At 38.4% G+C, this 23,471-nt stretch carries 24 protein-coding genes and 2 other annotated features; of the genes, 3 read left to right on the forward strand and 21 right to left on the reverse strand.

The genetic code is table 11. The features are described 5' to 3' along the window. Positions 1 to 20: 20 nt before the first annotated feature. The 17 genes from safA to NST46_RS17515 all read right to left on the reverse strand — a co-directional run bounded on the left by safA (position 21) and on the right by NST46_RS17515 (position 14,537). The gene (safA, locus tag NST46_RS17435) at positions 21 to 968 is read right to left on the reverse strand and encodes a SafA/ExsA family spore coat assembly protein (RefSeq protein ID WP_118889091.1); all 948 of its coding nucleotides are present in this window, start codon (positions 966 to 968) and stop codon (positions 21 to 23) included. 237 nt (positions 969 to 1,205) lie between these two features. Continuing rightward, positions 1,206 to 2,057 (reverse strand): prephenate dehydratase, encoded by an 852-nt coding sequence (gene pheA, locus NST46_RS17440; RefSeq protein WP_095307174.1) that lies wholly within the window; start codon positions 2,055 to 2,057, stop codon positions 1,206 to 1,208. Between the two features lie 33 nt (positions 2,058 to 2,090). Then, positions 2,091 to 3,371 (reverse strand): GTPase ObgE, encoded by a 1,281-nt coding sequence (obgE, locus tag NST46_RS17445; protein ID WP_341137520.1) that lies wholly within the window; start codon positions 3,369 to 3,371, stop codon positions 2,091 to 2,093. Between the two features lie 17 nt (positions 3,372 to 3,388). After that, the gene (locus tag NST46_RS17450; protein WP_158586223.1) at positions 3,389 to 3,922 is read right to left on the reverse strand and encodes a Spo0B domain-containing protein; all 534 of its coding nucleotides are present in this window, start codon (positions 3,920 to 3,922) and stop codon (positions 3,389 to 3,391) included. 219 nt (positions 3,923 to 4,141) lie between these two features. After that, positions 4,142 to 4,432, reverse strand: a complete 291-nt coding sequence (gene rpmA / locus NST46_RS17455; protein ID WP_095307178.1) for a 50S ribosomal protein L27 — start codon at positions 4,430 to 4,432, stop codon at positions 4,142 to 4,144. A 13-nt stretch (positions 4,433 to 4,445) separates the two neighbouring features. Continuing rightward, a complete protein-coding gene (locus NST46_RS17460) occupies positions 4,446 to 4,775 on the reverse strand; it encodes a ribosomal-processing cysteine protease Prp (RefSeq protein ID WP_118889089.1) in 330 nt (109 codons plus the stop codon). A gap of 11 nt (positions 4,776 to 4,786) precedes the next feature. Beyond that, positions 4,787 to 5,095, reverse strand: coding sequence for a 50S ribosomal protein L21 (gene rplU / locus NST46_RS17465; protein ID WP_095307180.1), 309 nt, complete (start codon positions 5,093 to 5,095; stop codon positions 4,787 to 4,789). A gap of 13 nt (positions 5,096 to 5,108) precedes the next feature. Further along, positions 5,109 to 5,179, reverse strand: a sequence feature (ribosomal protein L21 leader region). Between the two features lie 177 nt (positions 5,180 to 5,356). Continuing rightward, the gene (locus tag NST46_RS17470) at positions 5,357 to 6,217 is read right to left on the reverse strand and encodes a M50 family metallopeptidase (protein WP_095307181.1); all 861 of its coding nucleotides are present in this window, start codon (positions 6,215 to 6,217) and stop codon (positions 5,357 to 5,359) included. Further along, positions 6,204 to 6,974 carry a M23 family metallopeptidase gene (locus tag NST46_RS17475; RefSeq protein ID WP_095307183.1) on the reverse strand — a complete coding sequence of 257 codons (771 nt, stop codon included), beginning with the start codon at positions 6,972 to 6,974 and terminating at the stop codon, positions 6,204 to 6,206. Before NST46_RS17475 ends, NST46_RS17470 begins: the two co-directional genes overlap by 14 nt. Before the next feature lie 163 nt (positions 6,975 to 7,137). After that, entirely contained in the window at positions 7,138 to 7,938 is an 801-nt protein-coding gene (gene minD, locus NST46_RS17480) for a septum site-determining protein MinD (RefSeq protein WP_095307184.1), read from the reverse strand. Beyond that, the gene (gene minC, locus NST46_RS17485) at positions 7,931 to 8,617 is read right to left on the reverse strand and encodes a septum site-determining protein MinC (RefSeq protein ID WP_341137521.1); all 687 of its coding nucleotides are present in this window, start codon (positions 8,615 to 8,617) and stop codon (positions 7,931 to 7,933) included. Before minC ends, minD begins: the two co-directional genes overlap by 8 nt. Positions 8,618 to 8,687: 70 nt before the next feature. Beyond that, positions 8,688 to 9,227, reverse strand: coding sequence for a rod shape-determining protein MreD (gene mreD / locus NST46_RS17490; RefSeq protein ID WP_187393142.1), 540 nt, complete (start codon positions 9,225 to 9,227; stop codon positions 8,688 to 8,690). Further along, positions 9,227 to 10,108, reverse strand: a complete 882-nt coding sequence (gene mreC / locus NST46_RS17495; protein WP_118889088.1) for a rod shape-determining protein MreC — start codon at positions 10,106 to 10,108, stop codon at positions 9,227 to 9,229. The genes mreD and mreC overlap by 1 nt, the downstream gene beginning before the upstream one ends. A 16-nt stretch (positions 10,109 to 10,124) precedes the next feature. Then, entirely contained in the window at positions 10,125 to 11,162 is a 1,038-nt protein-coding gene (locus NST46_RS17500) for a rod shape-determining protein (RefSeq protein ID WP_095307189.1), read from the reverse strand. A gap of 224 nt (positions 11,163 to 11,386) precedes the next feature. After that, complete coding sequence (radC, locus tag NST46_RS17505; protein WP_095307212.1) at positions 11,387 to 12,070, reverse strand: RadC family protein; 684 nt, start codon at positions 12,068 to 12,070, stop codon at positions 11,387 to 11,389. Between the two features lie 203 nt (positions 12,071 to 12,273). Continuing rightward, complete coding sequence (locus tag NST46_RS17510; RefSeq protein ID WP_095307190.1) at positions 12,274 to 13,140, reverse strand: SPOR domain-containing protein; 867 nt, start codon at positions 13,138 to 13,140, stop codon at positions 12,274 to 12,276. Positions 13,141 to 13,265: 125 nt separating this feature from the next. Beyond that, positions 13,266 to 14,537: a bifunctional folylpolyglutamate synthase/dihydrofolate synthase gene (locus NST46_RS17515; protein ID WP_341137522.1), complete on the reverse strand. Its 1,272-nt coding sequence runs from the start codon at positions 14,535 to 14,537 to the stop codon at positions 13,266 to 13,268. Positions 14,538 to 14,593: 56 nt separating this feature from the next. On the opposite strand from NST46_RS17515, the gene NST46_RS17520 reads away from it, so the two are divergent. After that, positions 14,594 to 15,484 carry an ATP-grasp domain-containing protein gene (locus tag NST46_RS17520; RefSeq protein WP_303447363.1) on the forward strand — a complete coding sequence of 297 codons (891 nt, stop codon included), beginning with the start codon at positions 14,594 to 14,596 and terminating at the stop codon, positions 15,482 to 15,484. Continuing rightward, entirely contained in the window at positions 15,481 to 16,332 is an 852-nt protein-coding gene (locus NST46_RS17525; RefSeq protein ID WP_340001862.1) for an ATP-grasp domain-containing protein, read from the forward strand. Before NST46_RS17520 ends, NST46_RS17525 begins: the two co-directional genes overlap by 4 nt. Before the next feature lie 48 nt (positions 16,333 to 16,380). On the opposite strand, the gene NST46_RS17530 is transcribed toward NST46_RS17525, so the two are convergent. Further along, positions 16,381 to 19,026: a valine--tRNA ligase gene (locus NST46_RS17530; RefSeq protein WP_118889083.1), complete on the reverse strand. Its 2,646-nt coding sequence runs from the start codon at positions 19,024 to 19,026 to the stop codon at positions 16,381 to 16,383. 60 nt (positions 19,027 to 19,086) lie between these two features. Beyond that, positions 19,087 to 19,321, reverse strand: a binding site (T-box leader). A 120-nt stretch (positions 19,322 to 19,441) separates the two neighbouring features. Here NST46_RS17530 and NST46_RS17535 point away from each other — a divergent pair. Next, complete coding sequence (locus NST46_RS17535; protein WP_251659056.1) at positions 19,442 to 19,660, forward strand: hypothetical protein; 219 nt, start codon at positions 19,442 to 19,444, stop codon at positions 19,658 to 19,660. Here NST46_RS17535 and NST46_RS17540 read toward each other — a convergent pair. The 3 genes from NST46_RS17540 to hemL all read right to left on the reverse strand — a co-directional run bounded on the left by NST46_RS17540 (position 19,657) and on the right by hemL (position 23,465). Then, entirely contained in the window at positions 19,657 to 20,664 is a 1,008-nt protein-coding gene (locus NST46_RS17540; protein ID WP_118889082.1) for a phosphotransferase, read from the reverse strand. The two genes, NST46_RS17535 and NST46_RS17540, sit on opposite strands and share 4 nt — an antisense overlap. Before the next feature lie 64 nt (positions 20,665 to 20,728). Beyond that, entirely contained in the window at positions 20,729 to 21,874 is a 1,146-nt protein-coding gene (gene spoVID / locus NST46_RS17545; protein WP_341137523.1) for a stage VI sporulation protein D, read from the reverse strand. A 301-nt stretch (positions 21,875 to 22,175) separates the two neighbouring features. Beyond that, positions 22,176 to 23,465 (reverse strand): glutamate-1-semialdehyde 2,1-aminomutase, encoded by a 1,290-nt coding sequence (hemL, locus tag NST46_RS17550; RefSeq protein WP_341137524.1) that lies wholly within the window; start codon positions 23,463 to 23,465, stop codon positions 22,176 to 22,178. Between the last annotated feature and the right edge of the window lie 6 nt (positions 23,466 to 23,471).

Raw genomic sequence — 23,471 nt, forward strand, 5'->3', positions numbered from 1 at the left:
GTTAGAAAATATAATTATGATTATTCACTTTCATGGTTATTATTTGTTGAATTAAACTGCGGGAACATTGGTGGTTTCGGGTAAGTAATACCATCTGTCTTCTGTCTCTCAAATTGTGGTGGATACGTTTGGCCAGTCGTTAACGGTTGGATTGGCTTAAAACGTTCTTCTCCAGAAATGTCAGCTGTATTTGCTGGATAGTAATCCACCAACTCCCTTGATCCACATCCGCAATCTGACATATCAGCTGCATACTGTCCACCTTGATGAGGAGGCATAAATTGAGGTGCCATAAACCCTCCATGAGGATGTGCCCCGTGATGATGATGATGACAAGGTGAAGGCGGACAAGGATGGATAAAAATCGGGATCATTGGAGGGCAACACGGTTGAATGGGATGATGATACATTGGCATTTGATAATGCATTGGTTCCATCATAGGCTGATGCATCGGCTCCATAACTGGTTTCTGTTCAGGAATCGGTTGCTTTACTTCTTTTTTAACCTCCTTCTTTATTTCCTGTTTAGGTGGTTTCATTTCTTGCTTTGGTTTAATCTCCTGCTTTGGTTTTCCTTCAGGTGCTTTCATGGGATAAGGCATCTGCTGAAAGTTTATTGTCGTATATTGATTTATATCCTGATCCATAATTGGCATTTGCGGCAGTGATGGAACAGGCATTTCTGGTTTTACAACTTGGTGCAATTTCGTATCGTCTTCTTTAATTACTGGCATCGGCTTTGGTGACATGTCGACATACGGCTGCTTAACTTCTTCTTTTTTGACTTGCTTTACTGTTTCTTTTTTAACAGATTTTGCATCTCCTGGAATTTTTATTTTCATTCCTGGCATAATCATATCTGGACTTGATAACTGTGAGTTCATTGCTTTTAACTCTTCAAAATCAACGCCATACTTTTTGGATAGTTCCCACAAAGTGTCTCCTTTTTGTACAATGTGTATTTTCAAAATGAACCATACTCCTTTCATTGCTTTAGAATCTGGGCTAATTACTCTATATCAGCATATGCACTACTTGAATAAAAGTTGCCCATGAATTATGACAGTCTTTTGCAGGAAATCATTTAAATAAGTAAGCTATTTTTACAAAAGAGATAGAAAAGCGATTCCCTAAAATTAAATCAATCAAGGTCATTCTGTAAAATAAAACACTAAAAAAGCCAGGCTTTTCGACCTGACTTTTTTCTAAATATTCATATGGTAAACTGGATATGTACCGAGAATGGTTACTTCACAACCTAATGCTTCCAATTCTGCCTTCACACCTGGGAATAGTACATTATCGTACGGTTGGTCAACATCTATAATAAAGAAATAATTTCCAAGTCCTGTTTTCGTTGGACGTGATTCGATTTTTGATAGATTCATTTTACGCCAAGAAAATGCAGATAGTATTTGATGTAACGCTCCCGGCTTATCACTTGGTAATCCAATTAGTAAGCTTGTGCGCTCCAAATGGGCTTCATGCTTAATTTGCACCAAATCTCTGTCCTTTGTAAGCACTAAAAAGCGCGTGTGATTATTTGGATAATCATGTATGTTAGCCTTATATATTTGTAAGCCATACTCACTAGCGGCAAGCTTATTTCCTATTGCAGCGATCGGTTCGTTTTGCTCGCTTACAATCTCAGCTGCTTTCCCTGTAGAAGTTGAGAAAACAGTGCTGGCATGTGGCAAATTTTGATGTAAAAATTGATGGCACTGCGCTATCGCATGACTATGCGAATGCACTTCTTGAATATCCGATAGTTTTCCATTAAAATCTTTTCGTACTAACAAATGCTGTTGAATTGGTACAACGATTTCAGCAACCACTGGAAGCCTTACCTGATGAATTAAATAATCAACCGTAATCTGCACTGTTCCCTCTATCGCATTTTCCAGGGGAACAACACCAATATCAATGGCGCCATTATCGACAGCATCAATACATTCCGGTATCGTTTGAAAGCTTTGCTTCACTTCATCGCCAAAAGCAGTATCAACTGCTAATTTTGTAAATGTCCCTTTTGGTCCTAAATAGCCTATCTCCGTCAAAAACAGTTCCTCCCCCTAAAAGCAAAACTATGCTTATTCAATGAATTCAAATTCAAAATCTAATAAGCGAATCGTATCGCCATCTTTTGCACCTTTTTCCCTTAATGCCTTGTCTACACCCATGCCACGCAGTTGTCTTGCAAAGCGTTGTGTAGCTTCATCTCGCTGAAAATCTGTCATTTTAAATAGCTTTTCAATTTTATTTCCGTAAAGTACAAAGGCACCGTCTGGATCTCTTGTAATATGGAATGGTTCTTCTTCTTTCTGATAACGGTAAACAACCGTTTCATCGATATCCTCGATTTCTGTCTTATTTTTAGGTATCGTTTCCAAGAGGTCAGCGATTGCAAATAGAATGTCTCTTAATCCTTCTCTTGTCAATGCCGAAATTTCATAAATAGGTAAACCTTCCCCTAATTGTTCTTTAAATCTCTCTAGATTTTCTGCTGCTCCAGGCATGTCCATTTTGTTAGCCGCAATAAGCTGCGGTCGTTTTGATAAGTTCGCGTCATACGCTTCTAATTCTTGATTAATCTTCAAATAGTCATCATATGGGTCTCTGCCTTCAATACTTGCCATATCAATAACATGAACAATTACACGTGTTCGTTCCACATGCCTAAGGAACTGATGGCCAAGGCCAACGCCAACCGATGCACCTTCAATTAACCCTGGAAGATCCGCTAAAACAAAGCTTCGCTGATCACCTGTGTCAACAACACCTAGGTTTGGTGACAGTGTTGTGAAATGATAATCCGCAATTTTAGGTTTAGCTGCACTTACTACTGACAAGAAGGTAGATTTTCCAACACTTGGAAACCCAACGAGTCCAACGTCCGCAATTAGCTTTAACTCCACTTTAATGTTTCTTTCCTGTCCTGGCTCTCCGTTTTCAGCCATATCTGGCGCTGGATTTCTCGGTGTTGCAAAACGCGTGTTCCCACGTCCGCCTCTCCCACCACGAACGATGACAGCTTGCTGGTTATGCACCGTTAAGTCAGCAATTACTTCCTCAGTATCTTCATCAAGAACTGTCGTGCCTGGGGGAACAGGTAGAATTAGAGGCGCAGCATTTTTGCCATGCTGTGTCTTACTCATTCCATTTTCTCCGCGCTTTCCTTTAAAGTGGCGGTTATATCTAAAGTCCATTAACGTGTTAAGTCCTTCATCCACTTTAAATATAATATCTGCACCGTTACCGCCATCGCCGCCGGCAGGACCGCCCATCGGTACATATTTCTCTCTTCGATAAGCTACAAGACCATTACCACCGTCTCCAGCTTTCACGTATACACTGACTTGATCTACAAACATTGTGATTCACCTCATTATTACTGCGAAATAATTAAACCAAAGCATAGTCCAACCATCGTTTTAGCAATCACTATTTCCGCAGCTCCATCTCTTTGCATTTTCTTGATGCTTTCCATTAATTGTTCTGCTTCATCCGTTTCGCAAGGGATTGAAAGCATTATTTTCATGCTTGTATCCGAGCTTTCTTCTATGACTAGAGTAACCTCATAAAGCTCTTCTGGATTAAGAATATCCACACATCGTTCCATAAAATCCTGAAACTGTTTTACAAGTATAGAATCCGATACATGCAGGTTTTTATACTCCGAATGAACTTTATATGTTAGTCGTAAATTTTCATAACGCACATTAAATTGGATAATCCAAATCATAAATTCTGGCATATTCAAACTCATTAGTTTCCGTTCTTCATTGTAATAATCTACAATTTCGCCAAGTTTCTTCTCAGCTTTCTCTATGTTTCTCATCCCAACATATCCTTGGACAATTTGCAAATGATTCATTAAATCATGACGATAATGCTGTAAGATTTGTACAACCCGCTCCCCCATCATGCTCTCCCCCCATTATTATGAAAGTATAGCAGAAATAAACCAAAAGCGGAAGCAAGCCAATAAAGCTTCCACCTATTTCTTTTCAGAAGAAAAATTGCAGTCCAAAAATTTTTAGTATATTTTACGCAACATAGCATTGGTGAGATAAAGATGTTAGATATTATCGATAAACAAAAACTCCAGCCAAAATGATTGACTGGAGTTTGATGAATTTCATTAAGCTTCTTGAGCAACCGGATATACACTTACTTTTTTGCGGTCTCTACCATAGCGTTCGAATTTAACAACGCCATCGACTTTAGCAAAAAGTGTGTCGTCACCACCACGGCCAACGTTTTCACCTGGGTAGATTTTTGTACCGCGTTGACGGTATAAAATTGAACCACCAGTTACAAACTGACCATCTGCACGTTTTGCGCCAAGTCGTTTAGATTCAGAATCACGACCGTTTTTCGTACTACCTGCACCTTTTTTCGTTGCGAAAAATTGTAAATCTAGACGGATCATGGACTGCACCTCCTTACTTGTTCTCGATTTTTATAAATTGACTATATTCAAGTTCAATCGATTTCAGTGAAATAAGCATTCCCTTGAATAAGAGCTGGACTTTTTCCATTTGTTCAAATGGTAGCCTTTTCGGTAATGTTACGTGTAAGTAACCACCTTCTGCTCCTTGTTCAATTTCCAGATTTGTATCACATAATTCCATTACTGCATTTACTGCACCAATTGATACAGCAGATACACCTGCACATACAAGATCATAACCATATGGACCACTCTCCGCATGACCAGATAATTCAAAAGCAGTAATTTGCTTGTCTGTTTGAAATACAGTAACATGAATCATATTCAAAACCCTTATGCGTTAATTTTTTCGATTACTAGTTTCGTATAAGGCTGACGATGACCTTGTTTACGATGATAGTTTTTTCTGCGTTTGTATTTATAAACAATAACCTTCTTTTGACGGCCTTGTTTTTCAACTTTAGCAGTAACTGTTGCACCTTCAACGAATGGAGCACCAACTTTAACATCATCTCCACCAACGAAAAGAACCTTATCAAACGTAACAGTCTCATTTGCATCAGCTGCAACTTTTTCTACGTAGATTTCTTGTCCTTCTACAACTTTAACTTGTTTTCCACCTGTTTCAATAATTGCGTACATACTTGCACCTCCTTAATAGTCTCAGACTCGCCATACAGGTACTTCAAAAAGTTTAAAACCTGTTCTGCGCGGTTGTAGCACGGGTGCTACGATCAATAACGTATTGATGTTATCATGTATTGACACTGTTTGTCAAGAACTTGCTTATAATTACATACTAAGATTTTAGCATCTTATATTTATGATACAACGCAATTCATAATAACACTATCTTACATCATAAAAAGACTCCAAAGCAAGGAGTCTTCTGTTTCAGAACAATTATTTATATAAAAATGCATCTCCAATGGATTGGTTATATTCTCTTTCATAAAAATAGCTTTGCAAACAATCTGATTCATCAACAGATTTTCGATTATTTTCAGCGTACACAATATAAATCGGATGTTTCTTTTCCCTTCTAAAACGTGAGAATAAGTCAAGAAAGGAGATGTCAGAAGGAACTGTAAGCGGGAGAACTCCTTTAACTGCTGCATCACCTTCATACCGCCTTAATAAAAAGCGCATAAAGACATACGAACGCTGCTTCCAATCACTTCTATTTTCCATAAAAAGAAAGACCCATATAAAAAATACACTTAACGTAAATGGGAAAAATAAAAGTTGAAGTATAAGTACTATTGTAATAAAGACCATTGAAAATATGAGCGTAAATTGGTACGCTTTTTTGTAAGGAAAAAAATATGAAACAGCAAGTAAAAGCAGTTTCCCTCCGTCCAATGGCCATACTGGTATTAAATTAAAAAGAAGGAGTATTGTATTGTAGTATAATATCAATTCTAGTATTGATGCCGGCATAAGCTGAAAGGTCTCGACAAGAAAGCAGAGAAAATAAACGACAAGATGTTGATAAGGACCAGCAAGTGTTACAAACGCCTCCTCCCTCATCGTTTTATTTCCATGCTCTTCCGTGTCCATAACCCCTCCGAATGCCCAAAGTACAATATATCTGATTCGCCACTTCATCATCCTTGCTGCAATATAATGTCCAAGCTCATGGAACAATACTAAAGCAAAGATAATAAATAATTCCAGAAATGTACCTGTCAAAAAAGAAATGACAATAAATATAAATAAGATCGGATGGATATGAATTTTCGGGAGATAGTTAAGGAAGCTCATCAACCTGAATCACCTGGACTGGATCGACATAATCGTTATTTTTTTCAATGGAGAAAAACACCGTCTCATTGTCTGCTTCCGGAGTAAAGCTCCCTATTTGTTGATTACCTGCAATAAATTGATAGAGATGTACATCAATAGAACTAAGATTTCCATAGTTGGTCACAGTTCCATCCGCATGCTGTATTGTTATCGTTTTATTGGTTTCTCTGTCATTCCCTGCAAAAATAACAACACCTTCCTGAATGGAAGTTACATTGGTTGTTTCTTCAGGGGTGATCATAATTCCTGTCCCATTTGTTTGAAATGTTTCCGTAATGTTACCATTTACAGGGAGCGCCATTGACTGGTCTTCATTCGTTTCTAAAACTGGTTGTGGTGAAAGAGATAAAGGTCTTCCAAACGTTTCTTTGTACCATACATTTACCTTTGCAAAAGGAAATTCATTCTTCATAACTTGGCTTGTCCATTCTCTAGGCTTCTCCAGTAATGTTGTATCAGTCTGCCACAGCAAGGCTGTTCCAAAGAAAAGCATGGCTGATAATATTCCCTTCATTGCCATACTCGTCACAACACGATTATTACGACTAGACACTTCTTCATGATGAGTGAACATCGAGTAGTAACCATGCTTTTCTTCCTCTCCTGGAATGGATGGAAGTAATTGCTTTGTTGTTCCTCCAGAAGGAAGTCCTCGCATTTTTTTTCGTTGTTCAATCGCCTTGCGAACCTTTTTGATATCTTTATCTTTGTCCATTTTCCTCACATTCCTTCAAAGTCATTTGTACATGTATATGTACATTAGGAATGCAGTATGAACAAAAAAGCTGGAATGAAAATTAATGTTTTCATTCCAGCTTTTATTTCACATTTCGTCAATTAGGTATAATAATTTGCTTCATTTTATGCTGATGGTTCATTTATGCACGCATGCCGAAGAACTTTTTAAAACGCTGAAACACACCTTTTTCATCCTCGAGAGATTGTAAAGGTACTGTCTCACCAAGTATTCTTCTAGCAATGTTACGATAGGCAATAGACGCCTTTGAATTAGGGTTCATTGCAATTGGTTCTCCCTTGTTTGATGCTTTTATCACTTCATCATCATCAATAACCACACCAATCAAATCAATGGATAGCAATTGTACGATATCTTCAATATCAATCATATCCCCGTTCTTCATCATATGGTTTCGAATTCGATTAATAATTAAACGGGGCGATTCACTCATATCCTCTTTTTCTAGTAATCCGACGATTCGATCGGCATCACGTACACTAGATTTCTCAGGAGTTGTTACAACGATTGCTCGATCCGCGCCTGAAACAGCATTTTGAAATCCTTGCTCAATTCCAGCAGGGCAATCGATAATGATATAATCATATTCTTGCTTCAGTTCAGCTACGATTTCTTTCATTCCGCTTGTAGTAACAGCCGTTTTATCACTTGTTTGTGCTGCAGGCAATAATGATAGATAATCAAATCGCTTGTCCTTAATCAATGCTTGTTTAAGCTTACAACGCCCTTCAATTACATCAACGATATCATAAATAATTCGGTTTTCCAGCCCCATAATGACATCTAAATTTCTTAAACCAATATCTGTATCTATTAAACAAACTTTTTTTTCCATTAGTGCCAAAGCGGTTCCGATATTAGCTGATGTCGTTGTCTTACCGACACCACCTTTCCCAGATGTAATAACGATTGCCTCACCCATTATTTATTCTCCTTTCAAATCCGCTTATTTCCTTACGCTTACGGGAAAGAACCTTTAACGAATCAATGATGATCTTATCTTGTTCTTCATCGATAATTCCACACTCCATGTACACACCATCCGATTCATAATCAGGGGCTCGACTTATATAATCAGCGATCCGAAGTTGTGTCGGCTTCATATAAGAAGCCGTTATGAAAGCTTCCCGGTCTCCCATTACACCAGCATGAGCAATTCCATATAAATTGCCCATAATATATATATTACCTGTAGAAATTACCTTTCCACCAGGATTGACATCTCCAACTAATAGGAGGTCTCCCTCAACTTCCAATATTTGACCAGATCTTACAATTCGATTAATGGCTTTTATTTCACTTTCTTCCCGCCATTTTAAAGCATCTTCTCTACTTATTAAATCAGATTCAATCGCAGTAATTTCAAAACGATTATCAACACTTATAATGTTTCTTAATGCTATTTCTTGTTCCTCATTTAAAAGTCGATTGCCTAATTTAACCTTTACAGAAACAATTGGTTCATTTTCCTTTGGCTTGCTTGCCATAATCTTATCTTTTAGTTCTTTTATGACATCATGGAAGGATGCTGATTCATCTATAAATAAACTCAATCCTTCTCTCGTACCTTTAATTAATATTATTTGCTTCTTGTCAAGCACAGCAAGTTCACCTCGTTACAAAATAGCCTGCGGTAGTTTCATATGTAAACACACAGGTAAGTTTTTTCACTCACAGTGTGCTACTTCCAGTTAACTGTTCTCTTCCCCATCTAGCAAGCCGTTTTGCTATGAAAGGATAAACAATTAGTAAAAACACTAAATTTGAAGCGCCTGTTGGCAGAAGACGTCCTGTTAAATAGTTCTCCCAGACCATATCTGTTAATCCTACAACCATGTAAATAACATAAATAGAAAGATCTACTAGAATAAATCCAACGGCTCCGAGTAACAATAAAACATAAAAATTCCCCTGGAGCATTTTCTTAAGGCCATGAATTATATAAATTATTAATGCATACGTAAACATGTAAATACCGAGTATTCCCGTATATACAATATCAATTAATAATCCAAAAAGTAATGCATAGACGACAGAATGATACGTATTATCATTGTCATAGAAAACTGCCATATATACTAGAAACGCAAAAACCCAATGCGGTACCATAAGCATATCGCTCATTATAAGTTCAGATGGCAAGAGATCTAGTGCAACACCCTCTAAAATAGTTAACAGAAAAAGTATGAGAGGAATGTATAGTCGTTTCATCACTCAACTTCCTCCTCATCATTGCTTCCCTCTGCTGACTCCAAAGCACGGTCAACAACGATGACGTGACCTAATTCGTATAAATCAGCAGCTGGCTCAACCATCGCAATACGGGTTAATCCATATTGATCAGATACAACTTCCTTGACCTTCCCAATAGGAAGCCCAGCAGGAAATTCTCCGCCTAGCTCAGAAGAAACAACAAGTTCTCCTTCTTCTAAATTTTTGTCTGACTCTTCAATGATCCGGAACAGCAATGAATTTGTTTCTTCTTCAAATCCTTCAATCATTCCAAAGATATTTTTCTCATCGTCACCTCTAGAGATTGTTGCAGAAATACGATTAAACTGATCAAATCCAGTTAAAAGCTGCACTGTTGAAGTAAATTCGGAAGCACTTTGAATTTTGCCTACCATACCTTCTGCGGTGATAACAACCATATTATTGGCTACACCGTCCTGTCTACCTTTATTGATTGTCACCTGCTCAACCCAACGTTCAGGAGACCTAGAGATAACCGTTGCTTGAATCGGATTATAATCTCTAGCTGAGTCCTCAATTTCCAATAAAGCCATGAGCTCTTCATTTTCCTTTTTGATTTCTTGAACTTCATAAGTCAATGTTTGATATTGTGACAGCTGTTCTTTCAATAATTGATTTTCTTCATATGTGTTTTTAAAATCATTAATATTTGAAACAATATTCGTAATGAATTTGACTGGAGTATGAATCACTTCCTGTGTCCACCCAACCGCATCATTAATAAATTTTACGGGAGTACTTAAATTTTCCCGATTATTTAGTGAATAGCCTATCAAAGCTACCAAAACTATAAAACCAATTAATAGAATAAAAAGTCGTTTATTACGAAAAAATTGCACCTAAGACACCTACTTATTAATTTAAAGGACGAGATGAGACATTTGGGCTAGAGCGGAACTGCTGAATATAGTCCAGTGATTTGCCCGTACCAATTGCCACACTTTCCAAAGGTTCCTCTGTAACAAAAACAGGGATTTTCGTCTCGTCACTTATTACTTGATCTAAATTTTTGAGTAATGCTCCTCCACCAGATAGGACAATGCCACGATCCATTACATCAGCTGCAAGTTCAGGTGGTGTTCGTTCCAGTGTAACTTTTACTGCATCAACAATGGCATCAACTGTATCATCCAAAGCGAGGGAAATTTCTTCCGCTGTTACCGTAACGGTTTTCGGTAAACCTGTCAATAAATCCCGCCCACGAATATCCATTTCAACATCGGGATCTGCTTTACGAGCCATCCCAATATCCATCTTAATCGATTCTGCGGAACGCTCACCAATAAGCAAGCTATATTTTTTACGTATGTGACTTATAATGGACTCGTCCATATTGTCACCTGCAATACGAATTGATTGACTCGTTACAATTCCACCTAGTGAGATGACAGCTACTTCTGCTGTACCCCCACCAATATCAACTATCATACTCCCAGTCGGTTCCCAAACCGGCAACCCTGCTCCAATCGCTGCCGCAAACGGTTCTGAGATTGGAAAAGCGTCTCTTGCCCCCGCCTGTTTTGTAGCATCAATAACTGCACGCTCTTCAACCATCGTAATACCGGATGGTACACAAATCATAACATTCGGCTTTTTTGCAAACATGGAACGATTTTTCATTGCCTTTTTAATATAATATTTCATCATCGCTGCTGTCGTATCGTAATCTGCAATAACACCATCCTTCATCGGGCGTATAACAGAAATATTGCCAGGTGTTCTTCCAATCATGTTCTTTGCTGCACTGCCTACTGCTTCGATCTGGCCAGTTTCTGTATTACGAGCAACAACTGACGGCTCACGCACAACAATACCTTTTCCTTTTACATAAACCAATGTATTAGCTGTACCCAAATCGATTCCAAAGTCCTGTGAAAAACTAAAAATGCCCAATAAAATCTTCCTCTCCGAATCACCTTTCGCTTTACATATGTAGTCTAACTATATCGATTCATCTTATCCGTTGCAACCTATCATCCAATCCACATTAAAAAACTGACATACCTTGCACTCATCTCGTAATCATAAGAAGCGCCACTTTCATTCTAATCTTGAAAAATGGCGCTGCTAGTAAATCCTTCTATAATTATACGAAAAAATCCACAAAATAGATAGTGTTATAAGTAGCCTTTTTCTTTTAATGATACAAATTTTCGATCTCCAATAATTAAATGATCCAAAAGATCGATTCCAATCATTTTTCCTGATTCAACTAATCGTCTTGTTACATGAATGTCTTCTTGAGATGGTTCGGGGTCTCCACTAGGGTGATTATGGGCAACGATAATTGATGCGGCTGATCGTTTAACAGCTTCTCGATAGATCTCACGGGGATGTACAATTGCTGCATTCAGACTCCCTATAAAAATTGTTTGCCTGTGAATAATTTGATTTTTTGTATTCAAAAATAAGGCTACGAAGTGCTCTTGATTTAAACTCCGCATTTCCTCCATAATGTAATCTGCACCGTCCTCTGGTGAACGAATAACATATTTATCAATTGACTTATATGCATGCATTCGTCTACCAAGTTCGATTGCTGATAAAATCAGTAATCCCTTCGCTGTACCAATACCTTTAATTGAAGTTAGTTCCTCAATCGTAGCTCCTCTTAATAGCTTTAACCCTTCAAAATGCATAAGTACACGATTGGCAACTGACATGACGGATTCATCTCTCGTGCCGCTGCCAATAAGAATAGATAGTAATTCTTGATTGGATAGTGGCTCAGCTCCATGACTTAGCAATCGTTCCCGTGGTCGTTCTTCTTTTGGTACATCTTTTATCATAATTTCTTGCATATTCAATATGGCTCCTCCTCTCTTTATGATTAGGATTATCATATCTTCTTCTAGACAAGCCAACAACTTACTAAAAATCTATTTTAATAAGGAAAGCAGCCTACAAAATCTTATTTTCCCAAATAGAAAACAATTCTTTCACTAGTGAATACGATTAAAAAAATAAAAAACAGGTAATTTTTCACCTGTTTTTTGACTTCAGATTATTGTTTAAGTTGTTCATAATAATACATCATCTGCAACAGTTGTGTTGCTTGTTCATCTGGGTCTTTAATAGCCGACAATAGCGGTGTTAACGTTTCAGAGTTCTCAGGGGCAGTACCAGCTAGTTCATTCCAGGTCTCTGCTGACAAGGTTTGTTCTCCAGTCCAACCAGCTAAAGCGTTATTCCAAACCTCCTGAAATTTAAGAATCCACTCTTGTTCACTTTCTGTTAGTCGAACTTCTCCAGTTGATGTACTCCATTCCTTCACATAGATTTCAATTGAACCCTTTGCCTTCAAACTATCTGCCAGCTGTGCCGCCTCTTCCTTTGTAGCCGCAATTCCAGCTAGAAGAAAATACTGATCATCCTTCTCCCAAATCATGGTTGGAACCCCTTTTGCTAGATAGCTGTCCGCCCATTCAACTGCATTGGCTTCTTCCGAAAAAATACCAGCCTGTAAAACATGCGCTTGTAACGAGTCCAGTTGGACATCGGTAGATTCCGCAGCAGGAGCGTTATTTTCAGCTAATGCTGCACTAGGTACATGGTCTGTCGCTTCGCCTGCTATTTGTCCTTCTACATCAACAAATAAGCGAAGCAAGAAGAATCCAAGTGCAGACCCTATAATAAGTGCAGATATAATTGCAACTATTAGTGGTTTAAATGTGTGAAAGTTCCCAGGTCTCTTTTTACTAAAAGCATTTTTTGATTTACTAGACCCGGTTAATACAGGAATTGATTTATCAGAATCTTCGACGGAAGCTGCTGTTTGTTTAGTTGTTGTAGAAGAGTGTTTTTTATCATGCAGCTTGTATTTAAGCTGATCACCATTTTTTTCTACAAGAATTGCCTTATGTTTTCCCACAATTTCCCCTCCTGTGACCGGTTATGGATTGTTTCTATAACTCTAGCACAGGATTTTTAAAAAGTAAGACGAAAAATGACAATCAATTAAAAAATCGTTCAACATAATTTGGCTTTTTCCTTTGTTTAATTTCTCGAAAAAATATATTCTCTAACAAGCGAAATAAAGTTGAGAGAACCTGTAATAAACCACACGCCGTTACCCTTGCCTTGTAGTATTTGATTTACTTCCTGTTTCCAATCAGCAGCAATGCGCTTTTGTTTTGCAGGGGCTAAGCGATATAGGTCCACTGCCTTTGCTGCACGTGGATGCTGAAAGGTCGTTAGCGTAATTGACGTAAACGAAGTACTCAGTTGCTCAAGCATGGCATCAAGCTCTTTATCTTTAAATACAGCAACTAATAATTGCTTATCCTTTTCCGCAAAGTGTTCATTAACGGTTTTTATAAACGCAGCAACTCCAGCAGGATTATGGGCGCCATCAAGAATTATTAGCGGGTTCTTATTTACGATCTCAAATCTTCCCGCTAGCCTAGTTTGTTCTATTGCTGGTGATGCTTTAGAAAAGGAAATTTGATAACCAGCATCATTGAGCTTTTCGAGTGCCATTAGAGCAAGCGCCGCATTTTGGAACTGGTAGTCACCATACATCAGCAGCTTTAAATGTACCGTTCTCTCTTTACTATACCATGTCATGCTTTGACCTTGATTGTGATTATAAATAACATCTTTCCCCAATTGATAGACAGGTGTATAATGTTTCTCAGCTTCCGCTTTAATCACTGTAAATGCTTCCGTTTCTAAATGGCCAACAACAACAGGAGCACCCGTTTTAATGATTCCTGCTTTTTGATAGGCAATTTCAGAAATAGAATTCCCCAGAAAAGCTGTATGGTCTTTTGCAACATTTGTTATAATGGACAGGATTGGTTGGAAACAGTTTGTTGTATCCTCTCTTCCGCCCATCCCTGCCTCAATCAGAGCAATATCAACGCGTTCTGAAAAATAAAGAAAAGCCAGCGCGGTAATCATTTCAAATTCCGTGGGAGGATCATTTTCTTGGTCAAGCTGAATTACATGAGGATACAGTTCATTACATAGATCAACAAATAGCTGCTCCGTTATTTCAGAATCATTTAGCTTCATATGCCCAGTTAATCCAGTTAAGCTTGGTGATGTAAAAACACCTACCTTGTAACCATTTGCTTGTAAAGCATTTTTTATAAATTGAATTGTCGAGCCTTTCCCGTTTGTGCCCGCCACATGAATAGCAGGCGCGCTCTTTTCTGGATGATCTAATAATGCAAGCAGCCGATGAATTCGATCTATGCCAGGCTTAATACCAAAAGCTTTTCGGCTATTGAAAAAATCTTCAATTTCTGGAAATGTCGTAAACATAATTACACCACTTTCGATAAGAAGTAACGTTATTATAGCAGAAAGGATAGAATCAAATGAAACCAAATGGATGGATTATTTACAATGGAAACCTGCCAGGAAATAAATTTCTTGATTATGCGGAAATGATTCAAGAGTCTGCAACAAAACAAGGCATTGACATGAAAATTTTAAAAAACAATGCATTACTCAGTCTATTAGCTACAGATCAGCTTGGAATTGTTCAACTAGATAAAGCAGAGCTTCCAGATTTTGTCGTTTTTGCTGATAAAGATATTTATTTGGCAAGACAGCTTGAATTACTAGGGATAACAGTTTTTAACAGCTCAAAAGCAATTGAAATTAGCGATGATAAAATCGCTTCCTATCAATACATGGCAACTCACAACATCCCGATGCCTAAAACAATTGTTGCACCGAAAATCTTCACAACCGGAAACATTGATCATAAATTAGTCGAGAAAGCTATCGAACAATTAGGTCTACCGTTAATTATTAAAGAAGCCTTTGGGTCCTTTGGAGAACAGGTCTATTTATTACATAGTCTAGAAGAGATTATTACTAAAATCGATGCCATCCAAGGCAAACCTTATTTATTCCAACAATTTATTCCCTCCAGTTACGGAAAGGATTTACGCCTACAAGTCGTTGGCAACCAAGTTGTTGCAGCGATGGAGCGAGTTAATATAAATGATTTTCGCGCGAATGTGACATCTGGAGGGGCAATGAGCATGTATACGCCTACGAAGGAAGAAGCAGTGCTAGCCGTTGCCGCAACGAAAGCAATTAATGCAGATTTTGCAGGAGTCGATTTATTAATTGGTCCAGATGATAAACGGCTTGTTTGTGAAATTAACTCGAATGCACATATCCGAAACTTACTAGACTGTACTGGTATTAATGCAGCCGACTACATCATGGAACATATTTTGGGGGTATTATCATGAAAACTGGTTGGCTCATTTATCAGGAAGAAGATGCCATCCGAAACAAAGCATTTATTGAGTGGTTTATCGAGGAAGCAAGTTTACAAGAATTGTCGTTACAGCTTGTTCACCGAGAAGATCTGACAATCGGAATCATGCAAAATAAACAGCAAGCGCTTATTCATAACGAGCCCGTACAGCTGCCGGATTTCGCTATCGTTAGGACAATCGAGCCTTTATTGAACCTTCATTTGGAGACAAAGGGTGTTACCGTTTTTAATTCCTCTACCGTAGCTACGATCTGTAATGATAAGGCGCTTACGCATCATCATATCAATCAGCTTGGATTACCGATGGTTGATACGATATACAGTAAAAAAGAGTTAATGCAGGACATTCCGTCACTTGACTATCCATTTATTGTGAAAGAAGTGAGTGGCAGAGGCGGCAAGCAGGTTTTTTATATAACGAACAAGCAGGATTGGCTGACATGCAGAAAGTCAATCCAGGGCAACATTATCATGCAACCAACAGCCGTTCAGATGGGGAAAGATCTTCGTGTGTTTGTCGTTGGGAAAGAAATTATTGGTGCAGTATTACGCGAAAGCACGACCGATTTTCGAGCCAATTTTACATTAGGTGGAGACGCGAGACTCTATTCACTAAATGACTCGGAGGGAAAACTGATCCATAAAATTATCGATCACTTTGACTTCGGTATGGTTGGGATAGACTTTTTAATTGGACATGATGGTAAGCTTCTGTTCAACGAGATTGAGGATGTTGTCGGCTCGAGAACATTAAGTGCGTGTAGTGATATAAATATCCTTGAGACATATGTTGGTCATATAAAACAGCGCATTAGATAAAAATCGAAAGTCCTCAAATTGGACTTCCGATTTTTGCATTAGTTTGATTTAACCCTTTAACTCCTCAAGTCTTGCTTTCACTTTTGCTTGTTTATCAAGATAATCTGCTTCTTTTTGCTTTTCTTCCTCCACAACTGCGGCTGGTGCTTTGCTAACGAATCCTTGATTGGAAAGCTTCTTCTGAACCCGCTCCACTTCTTTCGTCCATTTTGTAAGCTCTTTCTCTAACCGTTCAATTTCCTTATCGAAATCAATCAGCCCTTCTAAAGGAAGGAATATTTCAGCGCCAGTTACGACAGAAGCCATCGCTTTTTCTGGAACATCAAGGTTAACAGAAATTGTTAGTTCGCTTGGGTTACAAAAACGCTCTAAATAACCACGATTTCCTTCTAATTCTTGCATTACGGCTTCATTTTCAGCTTGGATTAGCATTTGAATTTGCTTCGACATCGGTGTATCTACCTCTGCACGGCTATTACGAACCGATTTTATGATTGCTACGAGCCGTTTCATTTCAGCAGCTGCTGTTTCATCATGATACTTCTCTTCAACTACTGGCCAATTTGCTATCGTAATTGAGTCCCCTTGATGTGGAAGCTGCTGCCAGATTTCTTCTGTAATAAATGGCATATATGGGTGCAGCATCCGCATTGTCTGATCAAGAACGTGTGCAAGTACAGATCTGGTTGTGTTTTTCTTCGCTTCATCGTCACCATATAATGGAAGTTTTGCCATTTCAATATACCAATCACAAAGCTCATCCCAAATAAAGTTATATAAATGACGACCAGCTTCACCAAACTCATATTTCGCTGTGTTTTTCGTCACATGATCAATCGTTTCATTTAAACGCGTTAAAATCCATTTATCTGCTAGTGTTAGCTCTCCAGTTAAATCAATATCTTCATAGGTGAAGCCTTCCATGTTCATTAAGGAGAAGCGAGATGCATTCCATACTTTATTCGCAAAGTTCCACGTTGACTCCACTTTTTCCCAATGGAAGCGTAAATCTTGACCAGGTGTTGATCCAGTTAACAAGAAATAACGTAATGAATCGGCACCATATTTCTCAATAACATCCATCGGGTCAACACCATTTCCTAGTGACTTACTCATTTTCCGACCTTCTGCATCGCGGATTAATCCATGAATAAGTACATCCTTGAACGGTTTTTCACCAGTAAATTCCTTCGATTGGAAAATCATCCGCGCTACCCAGAAAAAGATAATGTCATAACCTGTTACAAGTACATCGGTTGGGAAGTAGCGTTTAAACTCTGCAGATTCTTCATTCGGCCAGCCCATCGTTGAAAATGGCCATAATGCAGAGGAGAACCATGTATCCAGTACATCTTCGTCCTGCTCCCAATTTTCGATGTCAGCCGGTGCTTCTTTTCCAACATATATTTCTTTTGTTTCTTTATGGTACCAAGCTGGAATGCGATGTCCCCACCAAAGCTGACGAGAAATACACCAATCACGGATATTTTCCATCCAGTTAAAGTACGTACGCTCAAAGCGTTCTGGTACAAAATTAACTTTACCTTCTTCATGTTGTAAATCCAGCGCCTCTTTAGCCAATGGTTCCATTTTAACGAACCATTGTGTTGACAAGTATGGCTCAACAACTGCACCACTGCGCTCCGAGTGTCCAACTTGATGGATATGGTCCTCAATTTCAAATAGAACGCCCTGTTCCTGCAAATCTTTCACTATTTGCTTACGGCATTCAAAACGATCCAACCCTTGATATTTACCGGCGTTCTCATTCATGGAGCCATCTTCATGCATAACGAGAACGCGTTCTAGATTATGACGGTTACCAATTTCAAAGTCATTCGGGTCATGGGCCGGTGTAATTTTAACCGCTCCTGAGCCAAATTCCATATCTACATAATCGTCTGCAACAATTTCAATTTCACGACCAACTATTGGCAACACTACTTTTTTGCCGATTAAATGCTTATAACGCTCATCTTTCGGATGTACAGCAACTGCGGTGTCACCAAGCATTGTTTCTGGACGTGTTGTCGCAATTTCAATTGTTTCATCACTATCTTTAATTGGATAACGCATATGATAAAACTTACCTTGGACCTCTTCATAAATTACTTCAATATCGGATAGGGCAGTTTTTGTTTGCGGATCCCAGTTAATAATGTATTCTCCACGATAAATAAGACCCTTTTCATATAGTTTAATGAATACTTCCTTTACCGCATCAGACAAACCTTCATCCAGCGTAAAACGCTCACGTGAATAGTCCAGTCCTAGACCTAGCTTTTCCCATTGAGAACGGATAAAGTCTGCATATTCTTCTTTCCACTCCCAAGATTTTTCCAGGAATTTCTCACGTCCTAATTCATAACGATTTGTTCCTTGCTCCTTTAATTTCGCTTCTACCTTCGCCTGTGTTGCGATTCCAGCATGGTCCATACCGGGTAACCATAATACATCATAGCCCTGCATACGCTTCATGCGAGAAATAGTATCCTGCATTGTTGTATCCCATGCATGACCTAAATGCAGCTTACCTGTAACGTTTGGTGGCGGAATAACAATCGAGAATGGCTCCTTATCTGGATCACCAGTAGCTTCAAAATATTTCCCTTCTAACCAAAATTGATAACGACCTTTTTCCACTTCCTCCGGATTGTATTTCGACGGAAGGGACGTTTGTTCATTTGTGCTCATTGCTTTACCTCCTATTTTTAACAGTCACTAAAAATCAAAAAACCCTTTTCATCCTTAAAAATAAAGGACGAAAAGGGTTAGATTCCGTGGTACCACCTTTGTTTACAAACCAAAATTGTTTGTACACTTCATTGATTGATAACGGTCAATACCGGCTTCTTCTACTTTAAATTTTAATTTCAAAGAAACTGCATCAAGGGCGACCTTCCAAAACAATCTACCTAGGAAATTTTCAGCTCATGATTTCCCTCTCTAAAGGCGTTTATTTTGTACTCTTCCCTATCATCGCGTTTACGTTATAATTTCACATAATTATATATATTATTTTATAGCTTACTTAGAGTATCGTCAACTATTATTATTGTTATCCGCACCAATTTGGTGTATTCATACATAGTATAGAAAAAGAGCGTAAATGTGCTTAGAAAGGAAAGAGGTGCTACCTGTGGCAAGATTTTATCGTTACAAACTTCCACCATGGGCAAGACAATGCCTTTTTGTCTTCGAGAGAATTCTTTTACCGATCACGATATTCCAGTTAATCCGCACGTTGTTAATCCCAACGACTTTTGATGTGCTTTTATTAGGTGTATTAATTGGACTATTAATCGCTTTTTATTTGGAATGGATTTAATTTGACAGATCATCAAAATTTATTGTTTCATATTCTTCTTTTATAAAATCTGTCCATTTTAATGCAAAAATAAGCTTGCGATATTGTTTCTGTAATGCACTGACTTGATAAGTCAGTGGTTTTTCTTTTGTACTTTTCACATAATCTCGGATGATCGTCATATAATCAGCTGGATTAAGTAAATAAATGGATAGTAATTTCATATCAAACATTTCAAGATCATACTTTCGTTTATATACTTTGAAACCTTCCATTATTAACTCATTTGGTTGATCGTATTCACCGGTTAACTGATGGAAGTAGTTTGTTAAATCCACTGCGACATGATCATAACGCGCTTGCTCCCAATTAATAATATGGTTGTTCAAAACATGATCAAGCGCGAGATTTCCATGGCAAAGGGAAAGATTCCATGTTATTTCTTCTTCTGACTGATCAAGAAATTCACTTACCTCTCCATTTATCCGGTTTAATGCAGTTTCTATATCTCGATAATGCGTGCAAACCTGCAATTCAAACGGAGACATGTAGGCTTGTTGTTCAAAGCGAAGCACATAGGAATATAATTCATTTGGAAGCTGCTCACAGAACGTTTGGTATGTATGAAAGTTTTTATTTAAGCTGGATTTTGAAATCCGTTGACTTTGCTGTGTTCTGTCATGGATATGTGCTAATAGTCCCATCGTTCGCTCAATCGATGTTTCACTGCTTGAACGAGGCGCAAAAAGCAGCCAAGGGCTAAGGTAGTAAACGAAACCATCTACATCTTCATATAGCTTGCCATCTTTTGTTAGATAAACGGGCACAATTTCTGACAGATTTTTCTCATTTGCTACATAATAAACATGTTCCCATGCAGCAATATCCTCTTGCTTCAATGTACTTTTCTTTAAGGCATAGTCACGACGACTGTCTTTAATGTGATAGAGACGATCGGTAACCTTTTCGATTTCAGTTGGAAAGATTCGATAAGCCTGCAGTATGTCTTTCACTACTTCCATCATTTATCACCACCTACTAAAGGAGATACCCCCTTGTTTCGTAAGTGTCAGGGGGCATTTTCGATTATTAATTGACAGGTATATACAACAACTGTCCCTCATGGACCTCAAAGTCATCCTCAAGCTGGTTTTGTTTTATCAATTGGAGTGGGCTTACGGAAAATCGTTCAGCAATTGTTTCTATTGTGTCTTGATTTTGTACAATACAAAGTCTCATTTTCGTAAACTGCTCTTCTTTTGCTTCTCTAAAAATATCCGATAATAAACTTGCATCTTCTGGTACACGCTCTTCATAATTATCTGTTTCATTAACTTCAGCTGCAACAATATCCTCTTCAGTGACCAACTCTTCTGTCTCTTCTGCTTCTAAATCCGTTGTCTCCGCCTCTTCATCTGACAATTGTTTGAAAAATTCTGCTAATGTTTGTGATTTCTTTTTCCATCGGTCTGGATCATGATCTTCTTGTTCCGCTTCTTCTGACCTAATCTCCCCGGTATTCTCCACTGTTTCTGCTGCTTCCTCTGTTTCTTCTACTTGAACGAAATCCTTCTCTTCTCTTGTTTGTATTTCTTCTTTTTCAACAGTTTTTTGTTCATCTAATGGTCCTGCATCAAGCTCTGTCTCCGATAAATCGGTAAGAGCTAGTTCCTCTTCTTGTGGTTTTCTTAATTCAAATTCGAATGAGTCTAATTCAGAGACAGAATTACCCTCCACCACTGTATCTACTTCTTTTTCTTCTGTATCCTTAACTTCCTTCGTTTCTTGACGCTGGTGCTCTACTTCACTATTAATCCCGTGTATTTCAATGGTTGCGTACAACTTTAAGTGACTTGGTTCTGGTATTTCATAATCAAAAGAATCTACATGTACCGTAACCTCATTCAAGTCTGCTACACGATAAGGCGGGACAGAAATTTCTACCGGAAACCGATGAGAAAATGCAGCTAATCCTTCCTCATCTATTACCTTTTCTACATAACGTTTCGCTTGAAAGTCTTCAAAATCCAGTGAGCGATCATCTTGCTCAGACTCTACTTTTTCGTATTCTCCTTGAAGCTCAATATTCCCGCGAATCGAAATATATTCCTCATAGGGCTGGATAGATATTTCAGGTTCTAATGCTATTCCTCTTAACTCCGCAACTTCCTGTCCCTTTTCAAAATAGAGTGATTCCTCTAGATCAAAAGTGAATGCTTTGGAATCGCCTGCCAAATGAATTCCCTCCTCTTTAAAAAACTTGGCATTCGTTAATATCCTTGAGCGAACGCCTTCGCCTGCACTTTTGCAAAAAGGAAAGTTTTATACTTTCTTTTCTGCCAACATATAACCAATATGCCGATATGTCTTTATAATCTATATGAATCCACCTACAGAGATATGCATGAAAAAAGCCATTCCAATCTGGAACAATCCTAATATAAGGATGTCCCCATTGGAATGGCTTATTTTTTCTCAATGTGAACGCCACGTCCAGTCCGCATGTCACTAGCCGGGAGTTTTCACGATTGAGTTTTTACTTTTCAATTTTAGAAAAAGCTGTTCGGATTGCTTGGATTGTTTTTTCAATATCTTCATCGGTATGCGCAGTTGATAGGAATAATCCTTCAAATTGCGATGGCGGCAGGAAAATTCCCTCTTCCATCATGGCACGATAATATTGGGCAAAGTAATCCAAGTTTGATTGCTGAGCTGTTTCAAAGTTGATGACTTCTTTATTTGTAAAAAACACACCAAACATTGAACCTGCTCGATTAACATGTAAAGGAATATCATATTCCGCCGCAGCTTGCTTGAATCCTTCTACAAGTCGATCTATTTTCTTGCTTATTTCCTCATATGATTCCTCTGTCAATGCAGATAAGGTTTCATAACCTGCTGTCATTGCAAGTGGATTTCCTGACAAGGTTCCTGCTTGGTAAATGGAACCTGCAGGAGCAATGCTTTCCATAATTTCGCGTTTACCACCATAAGCTCCAACAGGTAATCCCCCACCAATAACCTTACCAAGACAAGTCAGGTCTGGCGTAACATCAAAGTGTCCTTGTGCACAGTGGTAACCAACACGGAATCCAGTCATGACTTCATCAAAAATAAGGAGTGTACCATTTTGCTCTGTGATTTGTCGCAAGTTTTGCAGAAAATCATTTTTAGGTGGTACAACACCCATATTCCCTGATACTGGTTCAACGATAACTGCTGCAATATCTTTCCCGTACTTTTCAAAGGCAAGTTTAACACTTTCTACATCGTTATATGGAACCGTAATCGTATTCTGAGCAATGGACGCTGGAACTCCCGGGCTATCTGGTAATCCAAGTGTTGCAACACCTGAGCCAGCTTTAATTAATAACGAATCTCCATGCCCATGGTAGTTCCCTTCAAATTTAAGAATAATATTTCTGCCAGTATACCCTCTAGCAAGACGAATCGCACTCATTGTTGCTTCCGTTCCTGAGTTTACCATTCGAACCATTTCAATTGAAGGAACACGATCAATCACTAATTTCGCTAGCTTGTTTTCAAGCAGCGTCGGTGCACCAAAGCTTGTCCCTTTTTCAGCGACTTCCTTTAGCTTTGTTACAACATGGTCGGGAGCATGGCCTAAAATTAATGGCCCCCAGCTTAACACATAATCAATATATTCATTGCCATCAATGTCATAAATCTTAGATCCTTTACCAGACTCCATGAATACTGGTGACATGCCAACAGACTTAAATGCACGTACAGGAGAGTTCACCCCGCCCGGCATTAGATCAACTGCTTCTTTGTACGCATCTACAGATTGATTATATCTTACCACTTTAGT

The organism is Oceanobacillus sp. FSL W7-1309 (assembly GCF_038002145.1).
Taxonomy (GTDB): domain Bacteria; phylum Bacillota; class Bacilli; order Bacillales; family Amphibacillaceae; genus Oceanobacillus; species Oceanobacillus profundus.